We start from the raw sequence: 15,234 nt of genomic DNA on the forward strand, positions 1-15,234 counted from the left end.
CGTACGAACCGCACAGCCGAAGACCGGTGCCCCGCAGCCGGGCGGCACCGACACAGGGAAGGGCACATCGTGATCGCCGTACTGGGCCTCATCGTGGGAGTCGTGGTCGGGCTTGTGGTCCGTCCCGTGGTGCCGACGGTGGTCGAGCCCTACCTGCCGATCGCCGTCGTCGCGGCGCTGGACGCCGTGTTCGGCGGCCTGCGGGCGATGCTGGACGGCATCTTCGACGACAAGGTCTTTGTCGTGTCCTTCCTGTCCAATGTGGTGGTCGCCGCACTCATCGTCTTCCTCGGGGACAAGCTGGGTGTAGGTGCCCAACTCTCCACCGGTGTCGTCGTGGTGCTCGGCATCCGCATCTTCTCCAACGCCGCCGCGATTCGCCGGCACGTGTTCAGGGCGTGAGGCCGATGCCATCCGACGAGCACGACGAGACTCCCAAGCGCGACGCGTCTTCGGAGAGCGACAACGAGGGGACGGCGCCGGTGAGCGCCGCGTCCCAGGAGAGCGGCGCGGCCGCCACGGGTGATGCGTCCTCCGAGAGCGGTGTGCCCCCGAAGGGTGACGAGTCGTCCGCCCACGAAGAGGCGACGCCCGCGGCCTCCGAGGGCGAGGGGCCGGAGCGTTCTGAAGGGGCGGCCGGGTCGCAGAAACGTCCCGTGGCGCCGGCAAGCGGCGCAGAGGCCGGAGAGCGTGGCGCTGCGGAGCGGCGCGATGTCCCGGAGCGCCGCGAAACGCCCAGGAAGCCCGAGAAGCCCGAGTCCTCCGAGGTGAAAGGCGCTACAGATGCGCCTGAGGAGCCCGAGTCGGGTGAGGCGCAGGGGAAGGCGACGCCGCCCGGCCGTGCGACCACGCAAGGCTCCGGGGAGGGCGCTCCGCAGCGCTCCGGACCGGGCCGCCTTCAGGGCCCGCTGCAGGGACCGCCTCAGGGGCGCCCGCCGCGCCCCGTACAGGGGCAGGGGCGCCCTCAGGGGCGGCCGGGTGCTCCTCAGGGGCGTCCGCAAGGGCCCGGGCAGGGTGGGCCGTACGGCGCTCACGGCCCCGTACGCGGCCGTCCGCAGGGCCCCGCACGCGGACCCGTACCAGGCCGTCCGCAGGGCCCCGGTGGCCGTCCTGGGCCCGCCGGACGGTTTCCCATGCCGCCCGAGAGCCAGGGGCCCGGCGGTGCCCCTCAAGGCGCGCAGGGCGGCCGTCCGGGCGGCGCGTCGGCTGCCCCTCACGGGCACCGTCACGCGGCCCCCACTGCCTCCGGAGCGGGGAACCACGGATCCGTACCGCCCGGACCGCCACCCACCGGGGGTCGGCCGTCCGGGGGGACCCCGGAGCCGGCGGACGGCCCCCAGCTCACCGGCCGGGAGCGCCTCAAGGCGGGCCTGTGGCCGCCGCGGCTGAACCGGGCTCAATTGATTGCGGCCGTACTGCTGTTCATTCTCGGGCTCGGGCTCGCGATTCAGGTACGTTCCACCAGTGACAGCAGTGCGCTGCGCGGAGCGCGCCAGGAGGACCTGGTGCGCATCCTTGACGAGCTCGACGACCGCTCGCAGCGCCTGGAGGACGAGCAGCGGCGGTTGGAAGGCCAGAAGACCGAGCTGGAGAACAGCTCGGACCAGGCCGAGGAGGCCCGTAAGCAGACGGTGGAAAAAGAACAGCAGCTCGGGGTGCTGGCCGGTACGGTGGCGGCCGAGGGGCCCGGCATCTCGCTCACGATCGACGACCCGTCGCGCTCCGTCGAGGCCGACAAGCTCCTGGACACGATCCAGGAGCTGCGCGCGGCCGGCGCGGAGGCCATTCAGGTCAACGACGTCCGTGTCGTGGCGAACACCTACCTCTCGGACGTGCGGGGCGGCGTGGAGATCGACGGGAAGCGGGTCGCCCAGCCCTTCCGCTTCAAGGTCATCGGCAAGCCCGAGGACCTGGAGCCGGCCCTGAACATCCCGGGCGGAGTCGTTCAGACATTGGAGAAGGAGCAGGCCACGGTGTCTGTGACCCGTCAGGACAAGATCGTCGTGGACGCCTTGCGCAAGGCGGAACGGCCCGACTACGCGCGGTCGTCGTCGCAGTGAGGCGGGAACGTATGGCGAGGCCTGCGACGGGGCATGAGCTAGCCGGGGGTCGGCGCACCGCACAAGTGGTGCGTGGTGGAAACTGTGTGAAGGCCACGGACGTTGAATGGATGTCCGGATCGGCCGGTGTGTGCATCGAGGGTTCGTCCTGCCCCACGGGCGGGTCTGTTTCGTTCAAGGGGAATCGCCCGTGAGTTTTTTTGCAAAGCTGTTCGGCAAGAGTGACCGCAAGGACGGCGGCAACGTCTCTGCGCGGCACGCCGCGCCGCGGCAGTCAGGTGAGCCGGCGGCAAATGAGGAGCGTCCGCTCTTCCGTGACGAGGTGGCCGGCTCCGCCGGTGGCACTTCCGGTGGTCAGCGGCCGGGTTCTGTTGACCCTGCCGCGTCCGCCCCCATAGGTTTCCAGGAACCATCAGCCGCTACGGGTGGAGGGTCCGCCTTGCCGGTTTGTACGAGGTGCGGGCACCGCAATGCCGAGGCGAGCCGGTTCTGCTCCAACTGCGGCGCGCCGCTGCGCGCCGGGGGGCAGGCCGAGCGTCCGTCCGAGACGACCTCGACCATCTCCATCTCGGGGATCGAGGCCTACGACGCGGAGACGACGGGGCAGACCCCGATGCCTTCGCTGTCCCCCGAGGCCCAGGCCGCCGTGGACGCGCTGCCGCTCGGCTCCGCGCTCCTCGTCGTACGCCGGGGCCCCAATTCCGGCAGCCGCTTCCTGCTGGACAGCGACCTGACCACGGCGGGGCGCCATCCGCAGAGCGACATCTTCCTGGACGACGTGACGGTCTCCCGCAGCCACGTGGAGTTCAGTCGCGGCCAGGACGGCGGCTTCACCGTCGCCGACGTCGGCAGCCTGAACGGCACCTACGTCAACCGTGAGCGGATCGACTCCGTCCCGCTCGCCAACGGCGACGAGGTGCAGATCGGCAAGTTCCGCCTGGTCTTCTACGCGAGCCAGCGGGGCGTCGGCATCTGACCCGCCAGGGAAGGCACATGCACCACACAGCGTCGGGCGGTGCCGGGTCCTCCGGCACCGCCGCCGCGGGCGGCGAGCTGGTGAGCATCGGTACGGTGCTCAACCTGCTGCGCGACGAATTTCCCGAGGTCACGATCTCCAAGATCCGTTTCCTGGAGTCCGAGGGGCTCGTCGAGCCGCAGCGTACGCCGTCCGGGTACCGGAAGTTCAGCACGGAGGACGTGGAGCGGCTGGCGGGCGTGCTGCGCATGCAGCGCGACCACTACCTGCCGCTGAAGGTCATCCGTGAGCATCTGGACGCCCTGGCGCGCGGTGAGGACGTGCAGCTCCCGGCGCCGGCCGCGGCGCCCAAGGAGCTGCTGGACGGTGTACAGGAGCCGTCCGGCGAGTATCCGACGGCCGCCCGGATCGGCCGCGACGAGCTGCTGGCCGCCACTGAGGTGGACGAATCCGAGCTCGCGGACTGGGAGGCGTACGGACTGCTCGCCCCGGCGTCCGACGGCGGGTACGACATCGAAGCCGTCGCGGTCGCCAAGCTCGTCGCCGAGCTGGGCCGTTTCGGCCTGGAAGCGCGTCATCTGCGGGCGGTAAAGGCCGCGGCGGAGCGCGAGGCGGGCCTGATCGAGCAGGTCGTGGCGCCGCTGAAGCGGCACCGCAACCCGCAGACCAGGGCCCACGCGGAGGCCACGGCCAGGGAGCTGGCCACGCTCTCCGTACGACTGCATGCGGCCCTGGTCCAGGCCGCTCTCCACGTCCGGCTGCCGTGACCTTGGGTGAGGGCGTCCCCGCCGAGGGGGTGCCCGACTATCCAAACCGGCCGGGCACGTCCTAGGGTTGCTGTGTGAACGAGCTCGACGTCGTGGGTGTCCGGGTGGAAATGCCTTCCAACCAACCGATCGTGCTGCTGCGCGAGGTGGGAGGCGACCGCTACCTGCCCATTTGGATCGGGCCCGGCGAGGCGACCGCCATCGCCTTCGCCCAGCAGGGGATGGCCCCTGCGCGGCCGCTGACGCACGACCTGTTCAAGGACGTGCTGGAGGCGGTGGGCCAGGAGCTGTCCCAGGTGCGCATCACCGACCTGCGGGAAGGCGTCTTCTACGCCGAGCTGGTCTTCGCCAGCGGCGTGGAGGTCAGCGCCCGCCCGTCCGACGCCATAGCGCTGGCGCTGCGCACGGGTACGCCGATCTACGGGACCGACGGGGTGCTGGACGATGCCGGCATCGCGATCCCGGACGAGCAGGAGGACGAGGTGGAGAAGTTCCGCGAGTTCCTCGATCAGATCTCGCCCGAGGACTTCGGGACCAACAGCCAGTAGGGCGGGTGCGGATTCGCCGTCGGCAGGTGGCGTGCGGGGCGCACGACAGCACGCCCGGCGCACAACCCACCAGACATTCCCCGCATAAAGTCACGTGAAACCACTCGTAGGGTGATTATCACTCGGCGTGGCGAGCGCGGCGATCGTTGACGCACCCCGAGTGACTGCATACCGTCGATGAGGCAGGTCCCGTCCGGGACGTGGAGGACGGAGGTCGGCGTGGCAATCACCGGCGACGGTACGGCGGCGGGAGGGGCATTGCCGCTTCACACTGGCGCGGCGAACCGTGCCCCGATAAACCGTGCCCCGGCGCAGGCCACCGGCAAGCCGGTGGACAGGGGCGCCGAGACCATTGGGTACCGAGGTCCGACGGCGTGTGCCGCTGCGGGCATCACCTACCGGCAACTGGACTACTGGGCGCGTACGGGCCTGGTGGAGCCCAGTGTGCGGCCCGCGTACGGGTCGGGCACCCAGCGGCTCTACAGCTTCCGGGACGTCGTCGTCCTGAAGATCGTCAAGCGGCTGCTGGACACCGGCGTCTCCCTGCAGAACATCCGCACGGCGGTGCAGCACCTCGCCTCGCGCGAGCTGTCCGATCTGGCGCAGATGACGCTGATGAGCGACGGCGCGACGGTGTACGAGTGCACCTCGCCCGACGAGGTCGTCGACCTGCTCCAGGGCGGCCAGGGCGTCTTCGGCATCGCCGTCGGCGTGGTCTGGCGGGACGTGGAGGCCGGGTTGGAGCAGCTGCACGGGGAGCGCGTGGACACCGGCGAGACCCTCGTCGGCCACAATCCCCACGACGAGCTGGCCCGCCGCCGCAACCGCGCGGTCTGACGCCGCCGGGGCCCGTCGAGGAACGGGCCGACGGCAGGCACGAGGGGTCCGGCCGACCTGGCCGGACGACATCTTCCAGCAGGTCACCAGAGGCTTCACGGCCCGCCGAGCGGCCGATTGTCAGTGGCGTACGGCACCATCAATCACGTGAGACGTGCGCCGACGATCCTGCATCTGGACATGGATGCGTTCTTCGCGGCCGCCGAGCAGGCGGCCAAGCCCAGCCTGCGCGGAAAGCCCGTCGTCGTGGGTGGCATCGGCGGGCGCGGCGTCGTCTCCACCGCCTCGTACGAAGCCCGCGTCTTCGGGGTCCGCTCGGCCATGCCCACCGCCCAGGCGCGCCGGCTCTGCCCGAACGCCGCCTACCTCGCGCCGCGCTTCCATGTGTACCGCGAGGTCAGCGACAAGGTCATGGCGCTGCTCCACGAGCTGTCGCCCCTGGTGGAGCCGCTGAGCCTGGACGAGGCGTTCGTCGACCTGGAGGCCGGCGGGGTCGCCGACGACGGAGATTCGGCCCGCGCGGTGGGGGAGCAGCTGCGCCGCGACATCCTCGCCGTCACGGGGCTGACCGGATCGGTGGGCCTCGCCGGCGCCAAGATGCTCGCGAAGATCGCGTCCGAGCAGGCCAAGCCGAACGGGCTGGTGCTGATCGAGCCGGGCACCGAGCGGGAGCTGCTGGGGCCGATGTCCGTGCGGACGCTGCCGGGCGTGGGCCCCGCCACGGCCGAGGCGCTGCGCAAGGCCGGGATCCACACGATCGCCGAGACCGCCGAGGCCGGCGAGGCCGAGCTGGTGCGGCTGCTGGGGCGGGCGCACGGCGCGGGGCTGTACGCCATGGCGCTGGGGCAGGACGACCGGCCGGTGGTCGCGGAGCGGGACGCCAAGTCGATCTCCGTCGAGGACACCTTCGAGGTCGACCTCACCGACCGTACGCGGGTGCGCGCCGAGGTGATGCGGCTGGCGGACCGGTGCGTGCAGCGGCTGCGGGCGGCCGGGCGCTCGGGCCGTACGGTCGTGCTGAAGGTGCGCAACTACGACTTCTCCACGTTGACCAGGTCCGAGACCCAGCGCGGGCCGACGGACGACCCCGCGGTGGTGCGGGATGCGGCCGGGCGGCTGCTGGACCTGATCGACACCACCGGTGGCGTGCGGCTGCTCGGCGTGGGCGTGAGCGGCCTCGCGGACTTCACGCAGGAGGACCTCTTCGCCCAGGCGGCGACGGAGCGGGCGGCCGAGGAGGCCCGGCTCGCCGAGGAGGCGAAGGCGGCCGCCGGAGCGGCCGGCGGGGAGAGTGGGGCGGAAGAGGCGGAGGAGGTCGCTGAGCGCCCCAGGAAGTGGGTGCCGGGCCTGGACGTGGTCCATGCCGAGTACGGCCCTGGATGGGTCCAGGGAAGCGGTCTGGGGCGGGTCACCGTACGGTTCGAGCAGCCGTGGTCGGCGCCGGGGCGGGTACGGACCTTCCTCGTGGACGATCCGGCACTCACGCCGGGGGAGGCGCTGCCCCTGGTGGGCGGCGGGCCGGACGCGCGCGCTGGGGAAGCGCCCATGAAGGCCGACGACAGCGCGGCGTCGCCGCCGATCCCCGACGGCTCGTTGCCGCCCTCGTCGGTCCCCGACGGTCCGCAGCCGTCCTCGTCGATATCATCCGACGGCTCGCCGTCGTCCGGTGTTCAGTCCTCCGGCGAGCCCGCTATGCGGCCGAACTCCCGGTCGGTGGAGCCGGCAGGTGAGCGGTCCCCGGGGTCCTCGCCGGCGAGCACCGCGTCGGTGGCGGAGATATCCAGCCGGTAGTGGTGGTAGAGCTGGAGTTCCTGCTCGGGGGAGAGGTGCCGGCCCACTCCGAAGTCCGGCGCGTCCTTGATCAGCTTCCGCTCGTACGGCACGTGCAGCGCGTCGTCGACCAGCCGGCTCGGCTCCAGCGGCACGAACGCGTCCCGGCTGAAGAGTCCCGTCCGGATCGCCGCCCACTCCGGCTCGCCGGTCGCGTCGTCCAGGTACACCTCGTCGATGGTGCCGATCCTGGTGCCGTGCCGGTCGAACGCCTTGCGGCCGATCAGACTGCGGGGATCGATGTCGGTCTGCACGGTTCCTCCTACCTGCCGGAACTGCCCTGTGCACCCTACGAAACGGCACATTTCCCGCCCCGGCCACTCGGGGGATGCCGAGCAGCCACGCTGGTAGGCTGGTCAGCGATCGATGACCCCGTGCGGGAGAGCCCTCCGTCCCCCGGGCCGGAGGCGCCGAAGGAGCAACTCCTCCCCGGAATCTCTCAGGCACCCGTACCGCGCGGACGAGATCACTCTGGAAAGCAGGGTGGGCCACGGACCAGCGCAGTGCCGGAGCCCCTCCTCACCGACGGTGAAAGCCGGGCGTTGCGTACGTTCCGGTGAAGCTCTCAGGTTGAGATGACAGAGGGGGAGGCCGTCCGGGCACCCGCGCCGTGGTGCCCCTCGTAGGTCCCAGAGACCAGGAGGCCCCCGCAGATGACCACCAACCGCATCTCGCTGACCGAGCTGGAACGCGGCACCCCCTTCGAGCAGCGTCACATCGGCCCGGACCAGGAGTCCCAGGCCAAGATGCTCGCCCACATCGGCTTCGGCTCGCTGGACGAACTCACCGCGGCCGCCGTCCCCGATGTGATCAAGAGCGCGGAGGCGCTGGACCTGCCCCAGGGGCGGACCGAAGCGGACGTCCTGGACGAGCTGCGGGCCCTCGCGGACCGCAACCACGTGCTCGCCCCCATGATCGGCCTGGGCTACTACGGCACGTTCACGCCGCCGGTCATCCTGCGCAACGTCATGGAGAACCCCGCCTGGTACACCGCGTACACCCCGTACCAGCCGGAGATCTCGCAGGGCCGCCTGGAGGCGCTGCTCAACTTCCAGACCATGGTCGCCGACCTCACCGGCCTGCCCACCTCCGGCGCCTCCCTGCTGGACGAGGGCACCGCGGCGGCCGAGGCGATGGCGCTCTCCCGCCGCGTCGGCAAGGTCAAGAAGGGCGTCTTCCTCGTCGACGCCGACTGTCTGCCGCAGACCATCGCCGTCATAGAGACCCGTGCCGAGCCCACCGGTGTCGAGGTCGTCGTCGCCGACCTGAGCGACGGCATCCCCGCCGAGATCGCCGAGCGCGGCGTCTTCGGCGTGCTGCTCCAGTACCCCGGCGCGTCCGGCGCGGTCCGTGACCCCCGCGCCCTCATCGAACAAGCTCACGAACTTGGCGCGATCGTGACCGTCGCGGCCGACCTCCTGGCCCTGACGCTGCTCACCTCGCCCGGCGAGCTGGGCGCCGACATCGCCGTCGGCACGACCCAGCGCTTCGGCGTCCCGATGGGCTTCGGCGGCCCGCACGCCGGTTACATGGCCGTCCGCGAGAAGTTCGCCCGCAGCCTCCCCGGCCGCCTCGTCGGCGTCTCCGTCGACGCCGACGGCAACAAGGCCTACCGCCTGGCCCTCCAGACCCGCGAGCAGCACATCCGCCGCGAGAAGGCCACCAGCAACATCTGCACCGCGCAGGTCCTCCTCGCCGTCATGGCCGGCATGTACGCCGTCTACCACGGCCCCGAGGGCCTGGCCGCCATCGCCCGCCGTACCCACCGCTACGCCACCGTCCTCGCCGAGGGCCTGCGCGCCGGCGGCGTCGAGGTGGTGCACGGTACGTACTTCGACACCCTCACCGCACGGGTCCCCGGCCGCGCCGCCGAGATCGTCGCCGCCGCCCGCGAGGCCGGCGTCAACCTCCGCCAGGTCGACGCCGACCTGGTCGGCATCGCCTGCGACGAGACCACCGGCCGCGCCCAGCTCACCGCCGTCCTCGGCGCTTTCGGTGTCCAGGGCGACATCGAGCAGCTCGACGCGGCCGCCGCCGACGCGCTGCCCGAGTCCCTGCTGCGCGCCGACGACTACCTCGGCCACCCGGTCTTCCACCAGTACCGCTCCGAGACCGCGATGCTGCGCTACCTGCGCACCCTCGCCGACCGCGACTACGCGCTGGACCGCGGCATGATCCCGCTCGGCTCCTGCACGATGAAGCTGAACGCCACCACCGAGATGGAGCCGGTGACCTGGCCGCAGTTCGGCCAGCTGCACCCCTTCGCGCCGGTCGGCCAGGCCCAGGGCTACCTGACCCTCATCCAGGAACTGGAGGAGCGCCTCGCCGTCGTCACCGGCTACGACAAGGTCTCCCTCCAGCCCAACGCCGGCTCCCAGGGCGAGCTCGCCGGCCTGCTCGCCGTCCGCGCGTACCACCGCGCCAACGGCGACGAGCAGCGCACCGTCTGCCTCATCCCGTCCTCCGCGCACGGCACCAATGCCGCCAGTGCCGTGATGGCCGGCATGAAGGTCGTCGTCGTCAAGACCGGCGACGACGGCGAGGTCGACACCGACGACCTGCACGCCAAGATCGAGCAGTACCGCGACGAGCTGGCCGTCCTGATGGTCACCTACCCGTCCACGCACGGCGTGTTCGAGGAGCACATCACCCAGATCTGCGCCGCCGTGCACGACGCGGGCGGCCAGGTCTACGTCGACGGCGCCAACCTGAACGCGCTGGTCGGCGTCGCCGAGCCGGGCAAGTTCGGCGGCGACGTCTCGCACCTGAACCTGCACAAGACCTTCTGCATCCCGCACGGCGGCGGCGGTCCCGGCGTCGGCCCGGTCGGCGTGCGCGCGCACCTCGCGCCGTACCTGCCCAACCACCCGCTCCAGCCCACCGCGGGCCCCGAGACCGGCGTCGGCCCGATCTCCGCGGCCCCCTGGGGCTCGGCCGGCATCCTGCCGATCTCCTGGGCGTACGTCCGCCTCATGGGCGGCGAGGGTCTCAAGCGCGCCACCCAGGTCGCGGTGCTCTCCGCCAACTACATCGCCAAGCGCCTGGAGCCGCACTACCCGGTGCTCTACACCGGCCCCGGCGGCCTCGTCGCGCACGAGTGCATCATCGATGTACGGCCGCTGACCAAGGCCACCGGCGTCAGCATCGACGACGTCGCCAAGCGCCTGATCGACTACGGCTTCCACGCGCCGACCATGTCCTTCCCGGTCGCCGGCACGTTCATGATCGAGCCGACCGAGAGCGAGGACCTCACCGAACTGGACCGTTTCTGCGACGCGATGATCGCCATCCGCGCGGAGATCGAGAAGGTCGGCACGGGGGAGTGGGACAAGGACGACAACCCGCTGCGCAACGCTCCGCACACCGCGGCCGTCCTCACCGGCGAGTGGCAGCACGCCTACACCCGTGAGGAAGCCGTCCACCCGGCCGGCGTCGACGCCACCGCCAAGTACTGGCCGCCGGTGCGCCGCATCGACGGAGCCTTCGGCGACCGCAACCTCGTGTGCTCCTGCCCGCCGCTGGAGGACTACGCCGGCTGACGGCAGTCCGGCGCCCGTACGGCACGCACCACACGGGCGCCCGCACACAAAAGGGCCCTCGGCGCTATCCGCCGGGGGCCCTGCTCGTTCCCGCTCACCGCGTCAGGCCGCGGTGACGACCTGCCCGGTGCCCATCGGCCGGTGCGGGTCGATGACCTGCCCGTCCGGCAGGAGCTCACCGGTGTCCTCGAAGAGAAGTACGCCGTTGCACAACAGGCTCCAGCCCTGTTCCGGGTGGTGCGCCACGAGATGCGCGGCTTCCCGGTCGGCGGACTCTGCTGACGGACACGGTGGCTGGTGCTGGCACATGGATGCTGTCTTTCGCTGCGGTGTGGTGGTGGACGTCTTCCTGCGGCGCGATGAAGTGTTCATGGCCGCCCCCCGTTCGGTAGTTCGCTCCCAGTGTTGCCCTACAGAACTGATTCCGCAGGGATTTCGCAGCAGCCGTACTTACTCGGTAAGGACGCATCACCCGTGCGGGCGGTTGCCGCCGCCAAGACAGCACCTATGGGTGGTTCCGTCTGGTCATTCCGGGCTAGTCCCGTGGCGGAACGGCGCGTTCGGGGAAGTTCCGGACGGACATGCGCCCGCACATGGCTACCCGTACTGATGCCCCGCCGAACCACCCGGGACACCCGCGGACAACAGTGCGCCCCGCGGTGAGGAGAACCGCGGGGCGCACTCCGGCAATGCGGTACCTGCCCGGCAGACGGCGTTTCGAGGGACGCCGCGTACCGAGTGCCTACGCCGGCGAGCCGAGGAGGGGTGCCGGGGTGAGGCGGAGCGTGAGACGGGACAGGAGATCGGCGACACGGTGCGGCCGGTGGGCGGCGATGCCGGGCGGTGCCGGGGCCAGTGGGACCAGCAGGTCCCCCGGTACCGGGCAGCCTTCGGCACCGTCCGCCGAGATGTCCTCGTGCAGCCACAGCGTGAGCATGTACAGCTCCGGCACGGAGAGCAGCCGTGGCTGATACGCGGCGGGCACGGATTCGGCCTGGTGCAGGGCCCGTTCGATCGCGGACACGTACGGTCCCTCACCGAAGTGCGAGAACGCCCAGCCGTCCGGCGTGAGCATGGCATCCGCCGTGGCCAGCGCGCGTTCGCCGCCACGGATGAGGAATCGCCAGCCGGTCAGGCGGGTACGCGGGGTGCCGCGCCGCGAGACGTCGTCGAGTACATGGACGGGCAGGGGACGTTCGGGGCGCAGCGGCCCCTGATGGACACGGAGGGCGGGAGTCGGGGCCTCACGTACGGCAGTAGGAGAACCGAGGGCGGTGAGGACGCTGCGCAGGGCGGGAGCAGGGGCAGGGGGTACATGCAGCGGCATGGTGGGTCGCCTCTCACTTGGGAGACACGGTGGTGCTGGGCACGTGCGGACGACGCTGTCAGCAGGCGGGAGCAGAGCGTGGCCGACCGGGGCCATGGCCCGGCGGGGGTGTCAGCCGCTGTGCCTCAGCCTCGGAAATGCCCCGCTAGCTGGGCGCCAACTCTCTGCCTCGTCCACGAAGTTTATACGACAGGTGTTCAGTGCTTGTTTCGGCTACCGCTGACGGAGATTTTTGGCAAGTCGTATTACGGCCCGTTCTCCGCGGTGTTTTCGATGCAATTATGCACCCTGTTGGTGCACGGACCTCGGATTACTCCGACGACGCGGTCGGCCGGATGTCATCGTGCTTTGGAACAGGGCCAATGCGCCGGGCGCGAGCCCCCGCCGTATGCCCTCGGAATGTGCCATTCGGTCCGACCTCCCAAGCCTATCGGGGGCACCCGGCCCCCCGAGGCGTTATCGAACCGATTGCCGGGCATCATCGACCGCACGGACCCGCGCCCCGCGGGCCCGCCACGTCAGGAGGGACGCTCCGATGGGGGAGAAGGTCAGCGCCGGCGGAATTGATCCCGGCGACCGGCAGCGTTATCGAAGAAGGCTCAACGAGTGCCTGGAGGCATTGGAGAGGCTACTGGCCGAGAAGCGGTTCGACCGCCCCAAGAACCTCATGGGCCTGGAGATAGAATTGAATCTTGCCAGCGCCGACGGCATGCCCAGGATGATGAACTCCGAGGTGCTGGAACGCATCGCCAGCCGGGATTTCCAGACCGAGCTCGCCCAGTTCAACCTGGAAGTCAATATCCTGCCGCACCGCCTCTCCGGACGCGTGCTGGACCAGCTCGCCGAAGAACTGCGCACCGGCCTCGCCTACGCCGACCGCAAGGCCCGCGAAGTCGCAGCACGCATCGTGATGATCGGCATTCTGCCCACCCTCACCGCGGAGGACCTGGTCTCCTCCAACCTCTCCGAGGCCGACCGCTACACACTCCTCAACGACGAGATGCGGGCCGCCCGCGGCGAGGACTTCGAGATCGACATCGAAGGAGTGGAGCGGCTCACCGCCACCTCACCCTCCATCGCCCCCGAAGCCGCCTGCACCTCCGTACAACTCCACCTCCAGGTCACCCCCGGCCGCTTCGCCGCCGTATGGAACGCCGCCCAGGCCCTCACCGCCGTACAGATCGCCATCGGCGCCAACTCGCCCTTCCTCTTCGGCCGCGAACTGTGGCGCGAATCCCGGCCACCCGTCTTCCAGCAGTCCACCGACACCCGCCCGCCCGAACTCCAGGCCCAGGGCGTCCGCCCCCGCACCTGGTTCGGCGAACGGTGGATCGAATCGGCCCACGACCTCTTCGAGGAGAACGTCCGCTACTTCCCCCCACTGCTCCCCATGTGCGGCGAAGAGGACCCCCTCGCCGTACTGGAGAAGGGCGGCGTACCGGAACTCTCCGAACTCGTCCTCCAGAACGGCACGGTCTACCGCTGGAACCGCCCCGTCTACGCCGTCACCGAAGGCGTCCCGCACCTCCGCGTCGAGAACCGCGTGCTGCCCGCCGGCCCCACCGTCACCGACGTGATCGCCAACGTCGCCTTCTACTACGGCCTCGTACGCGCCCTCGCCGACGACCCGCGGCCCGTATGGACCCGGCTGCCGTTCGCCGCCGCCGCCGAGAACTTCGAGACCGCCTGCCGCTACGGCATCGACGCCGCCCTCCAATGGCCCCGCCCCGGCCGCTCCGGAGGCATCGCCCAGATCCCCGCCGTACGCCTCGTACTCCAGGAACTGCTGCCCATGGCCGCCGCCGGGCTCGACGGCTGGGGCGTCGCTCCCGCCGACCGCGACCACTACCTGGGCGTCATCGAGGCCCGCTGCCGCCGCCGCGTCAACGGCGCCTCCTGGCAGGCCGCCGCCTACCACCGCGCCCTCCAGAGCGGCCTCGACCGCCAGGAAGCCCTCGCCGCTATGACCCGCCGCTACAGCGAACTGATGCACGAGGGAAGGCCGGTGCACGAGTGGGAGCTGGAGGGGGTCGTGTAGTCGTGTAGGAGGGGAATGGGTGTGGGGGGGCGGGGAGTGTTGCGCTGCGCGTCTGCGGACGCCGGGCGCTGTCCGTCCCCCTCCCCGGCGCGCGGGCGCTGCGCGGGCCGCCGGTGGCCGGCGGGCGGAAGCGCTCCATGCAATGCCCCGTGCGACGCCCCCGCGTGCGACGACTTCGGGGTCTTCGGGCAAGCTGTGACCTCCACTGCGGTGTGTGCCACGTGGATGCGCTCGTCGCGGCCTGTCGAGTGCGATCCCGTAGCCGCATTCGAGACCCTGGCGAGGCAGTGGAGGCGTACAGGCGCTATCGCGGAACTGGAGGCAGGCGTGCAGTCCGAAGTGCACCCCGTTGCTGAATCTCTCCCCGGCGAAGGCCCGCCCGGCGGCCTCTCCCGCAGGACACTGAGGAACGAGACACTCATCGTCCTCGCGCTCTCCCTCGGGGCCAGCGCGGTGTCCGCCCTCATCAGCTTCGTGGGAGCACTCACCGAACCCGGCGGCCTCAAGGACCAGGCGGCGAACCTCAACAGTTCCCACGCGCCCGGCCGCCCCTGGCTCGATCTCGCCTGGCAGCTCTTCGGGATCGCCACCGCGCTGGTTCCCGTAGTGCTCGTCGCCCACCTGCTCCTCAGGGAACGCGCGGGCGGACTGCGCGCTCTCGGCCTCGACCGCCGACGCCCCGGGTTTGACCTCGGGTGGGGAGTCCTGGTGGCCGCCGCCATCGGAGGCAGCGGACTGCTGCTCTACCTGGGCGCCCGAGCGGCCGGCGCGAACCTCACCGTCGTCCCCGAATCACTGCCCGACGTCTGGTGGAAATTCCCGGTACTGATCGCCTCCGCCGTGCAGAACTCGGTCGTGGAAGAAGTGATCGTCCTCGGCTACCTGCTCCGCCGCCTCGGCCAGTTGGGATGGTCACCGACGGCCGCGCTCCTAGCCAGCTCGCTCCTGCGCGGCTCGTACCACCTGTACCAAGGCATCGGCGGATTCGTCGGCAACGTCGTGATGGGCGCACTCTTCGTACTTATCTACCGCCGCTGTGGACGACTAGCCCCCCTCATCATCGCCCATGCCACCATCGACCTAGTCGCATTCACCGGCTACGCCCTCCTGGCGGGGAGGGTGGGGTGGCTGCCGACGGGGTGAGGGGGAGTGGGGTGGGGGTGGGGGGGAGGCCCCCCGGGGGAAGCGGAGATCAAACGGGGACGCCGCCACTTACCCCCGCCACCTCCCCACCCGACCTTCTCTCCCCAGCCACCCCTCCCAGCCACCCCCCCCAGCCACCTTCCCCCAGACCACCCCCCCCACCCGCCGC

Annotated in this window: 12 protein-coding genes, 1 pseudogene and 1 riboswitch; of the genes and pseudogenes, 10 read left to right on the top strand and 3 right to left on the bottom strand. The window is 70.9% G+C overall.

Features of this window, described 5'->3' with window-relative positions:
* Positions 1-69 precede the first annotated feature (69 nt).
* From ABZ840_RS32985 to ABZ840_RS33015, 7 genes and pseudogenes are all read left to right on the top strand, one after another.
* Positions 70-402 carry a small basic family protein gene (locus ABZ840_RS32985; RefSeq protein ID WP_003984969.1) on the top strand — a complete coding sequence of 111 codons (333 nt, stop codon included), beginning with the start codon at positions 70-72 and terminating at the stop codon, positions 400-402.
* A gap of 731 nt (positions 403-1,133) precedes the next feature.
* Complete coding sequence (locus tag ABZ840_RS32990; protein ID WP_361566163.1) at positions 1,134-2,060, top strand: DUF881 domain-containing protein; 927 nt, start codon at positions 1,134-1,136, stop codon at positions 2,058-2,060.
* A 439-nt stretch (positions 2,061-2,499) separates the two neighbouring features.
* Complete coding sequence (locus tag ABZ840_RS32995; RefSeq protein WP_361566166.1) at positions 2,500-3,036, top strand: FHA domain-containing protein; 537 nt, start codon at positions 2,500-2,502, stop codon at positions 3,034-3,036.
* Positions 3,037-3,053: 17 nt separating this feature from the next.
* On the top strand, positions 3,054-3,803 hold the full coding sequence (locus ABZ840_RS33000; protein WP_361566169.1) for a MerR family transcriptional regulator: 750 nt from the start codon (positions 3,054-3,056) through the stop codon (positions 3,801-3,803).
* A gap of 74 nt (positions 3,804-3,877) precedes the next feature.
* Complete coding sequence (locus ABZ840_RS33005) at positions 3,878-4,351, top strand: bifunctional nuclease family protein (RefSeq protein ID WP_030263902.1); 474 nt, start codon at positions 3,878-3,880, stop codon at positions 4,349-4,351.
* Between the two features lie 219 nt (positions 4,352-4,570).
* Positions 4,571-5,188: a MerR family transcriptional regulator gene (locus tag ABZ840_RS33010; protein ID WP_361566172.1), complete on the top strand. Its 618-nt coding sequence runs from the start codon at positions 4,571-4,573 to the stop codon at positions 5,186-5,188.
* Positions 5,189-5,335: 147 nt separating this feature from the next.
* Positions 5,336-6,697 (top strand): annotated as a pseudogene (locus tag ABZ840_RS33015) (DNA polymerase IV); the annotation flags it as partial.
* A gap of 161 nt (positions 6,698-6,858) precedes the next feature.
* On the opposite strand, the gene ABZ840_RS33020 reads toward ABZ840_RS33015, so the two are convergent.
* Positions 6,859-7,272 (bottom strand): PRC-barrel domain-containing protein, encoded by a 414-nt coding sequence (locus ABZ840_RS33020; RefSeq protein ID WP_361566175.1) that lies wholly within the window; start codon positions 7,270-7,272, stop codon positions 6,859-6,861.
* 113 nt (positions 7,273-7,385) lie between these two features.
* A riboswitch (glycine riboswitch) is annotated at positions 7,386-7,483 on the top strand.
* 188 nt (positions 7,484-7,671) lie between these two features.
* On the opposite strand from ABZ840_RS33020, the gene gcvP reads away from it, so the two are divergent.
* A complete protein-coding gene (gcvP, locus tag ABZ840_RS33025; protein ID WP_361566177.1) occupies positions 7,672-10,557 on the top strand; it encodes an aminomethyl-transferring glycine dehydrogenase in 2,886 nt (961 codons plus the stop codon).
* A gap of 102 nt (positions 10,558-10,659) precedes the next feature.
* Here gcvP and ABZ840_RS33030 read toward each other — a convergent pair whose 3' ends face one another.
* Complete coding sequence (locus tag ABZ840_RS33030) at positions 10,660-10,866, bottom strand: DUF5999 family protein (protein WP_030263889.1); 207 nt, start codon at positions 10,864-10,866, stop codon at positions 10,660-10,662.
* A gap of 433 nt (positions 10,867-11,299) precedes the next feature.
* Positions 11,300-11,884: a hypothetical protein gene (locus ABZ840_RS33035; RefSeq protein ID WP_361566180.1), complete on the bottom strand. Its 585-nt coding sequence runs from the start codon at positions 11,882-11,884 to the stop codon at positions 11,300-11,302.
* 535 nt (positions 11,885-12,419) lie between these two features.
* On the opposite strand from ABZ840_RS33035, the gene ABZ840_RS33040 reads away from it, so the two are divergent.
* Positions 12,420-13,922 carry a glutamate-cysteine ligase family protein gene (locus ABZ840_RS33040; protein ID WP_361566183.1) on the top strand — a complete coding sequence of 501 codons (1,503 nt, stop codon included), beginning with the start codon at positions 12,420-12,422 and terminating at the stop codon, positions 13,920-13,922.
* 339 nt (positions 13,923-14,261) lie between these two features.
* Positions 14,262-15,065, top strand: a complete 804-nt coding sequence (locus tag ABZ840_RS33045) for a CPBP family intramembrane glutamic endopeptidase (RefSeq protein ID WP_361566396.1) — start codon at positions 14,262-14,264, stop codon at positions 15,063-15,065.
* Positions 15,066-15,234 lie beyond the last annotated feature (169 nt).

This window comes from Streptomyces sp. NPDC047117 (genome assembly GCF_040643545.1).
GTDB lineage: Bacteria > Actinomycetota > Actinomycetes > Streptomycetales > Streptomycetaceae > Streptomyces.

Bases quoted from the DNA above. Each gene is read 5' to 3' on its own strand.
- gcvP (WP_361566177.1), top strand. From the start codon at position 7,672: ATGACCACCAACCGCATCTCGCTGACCGAGCTGGAACGCGGCACCCCC.
- ABZ840_RS33000 (WP_361566169.1), top strand. From the start codon at position 3,054: ATGCACCACACAGCGTCGGGCGGTGCCGGGTCCTCCGGCACCGCCGCC.
- ABZ840_RS33030 (WP_030263889.1), bottom strand. From the start codon at position 10,866: ATGTGCCAGCACCAGCCACCGTGTCCGTCAGCAGAGTCCGCCGACCGG.
- ABZ840_RS32990 (WP_361566163.1), top strand. From the start codon at position 1,134: ATGCCGCCCGAGAGCCAGGGGCCCGGCGGTGCCCCTCAAGGCGCGCAG.
- ABZ840_RS33035 (WP_361566180.1), bottom strand. From the start codon at position 11,884: ATGCCGCTGCATGTACCCCCTGCCCCTGCTCCCGCCCTGCGCAGCGTC.
- ABZ840_RS33040 (WP_361566183.1), top strand. From the start codon at position 12,420: ATGGGGGAGAAGGTCAGCGCCGGCGGAATTGATCCCGGCGACCGGCAG.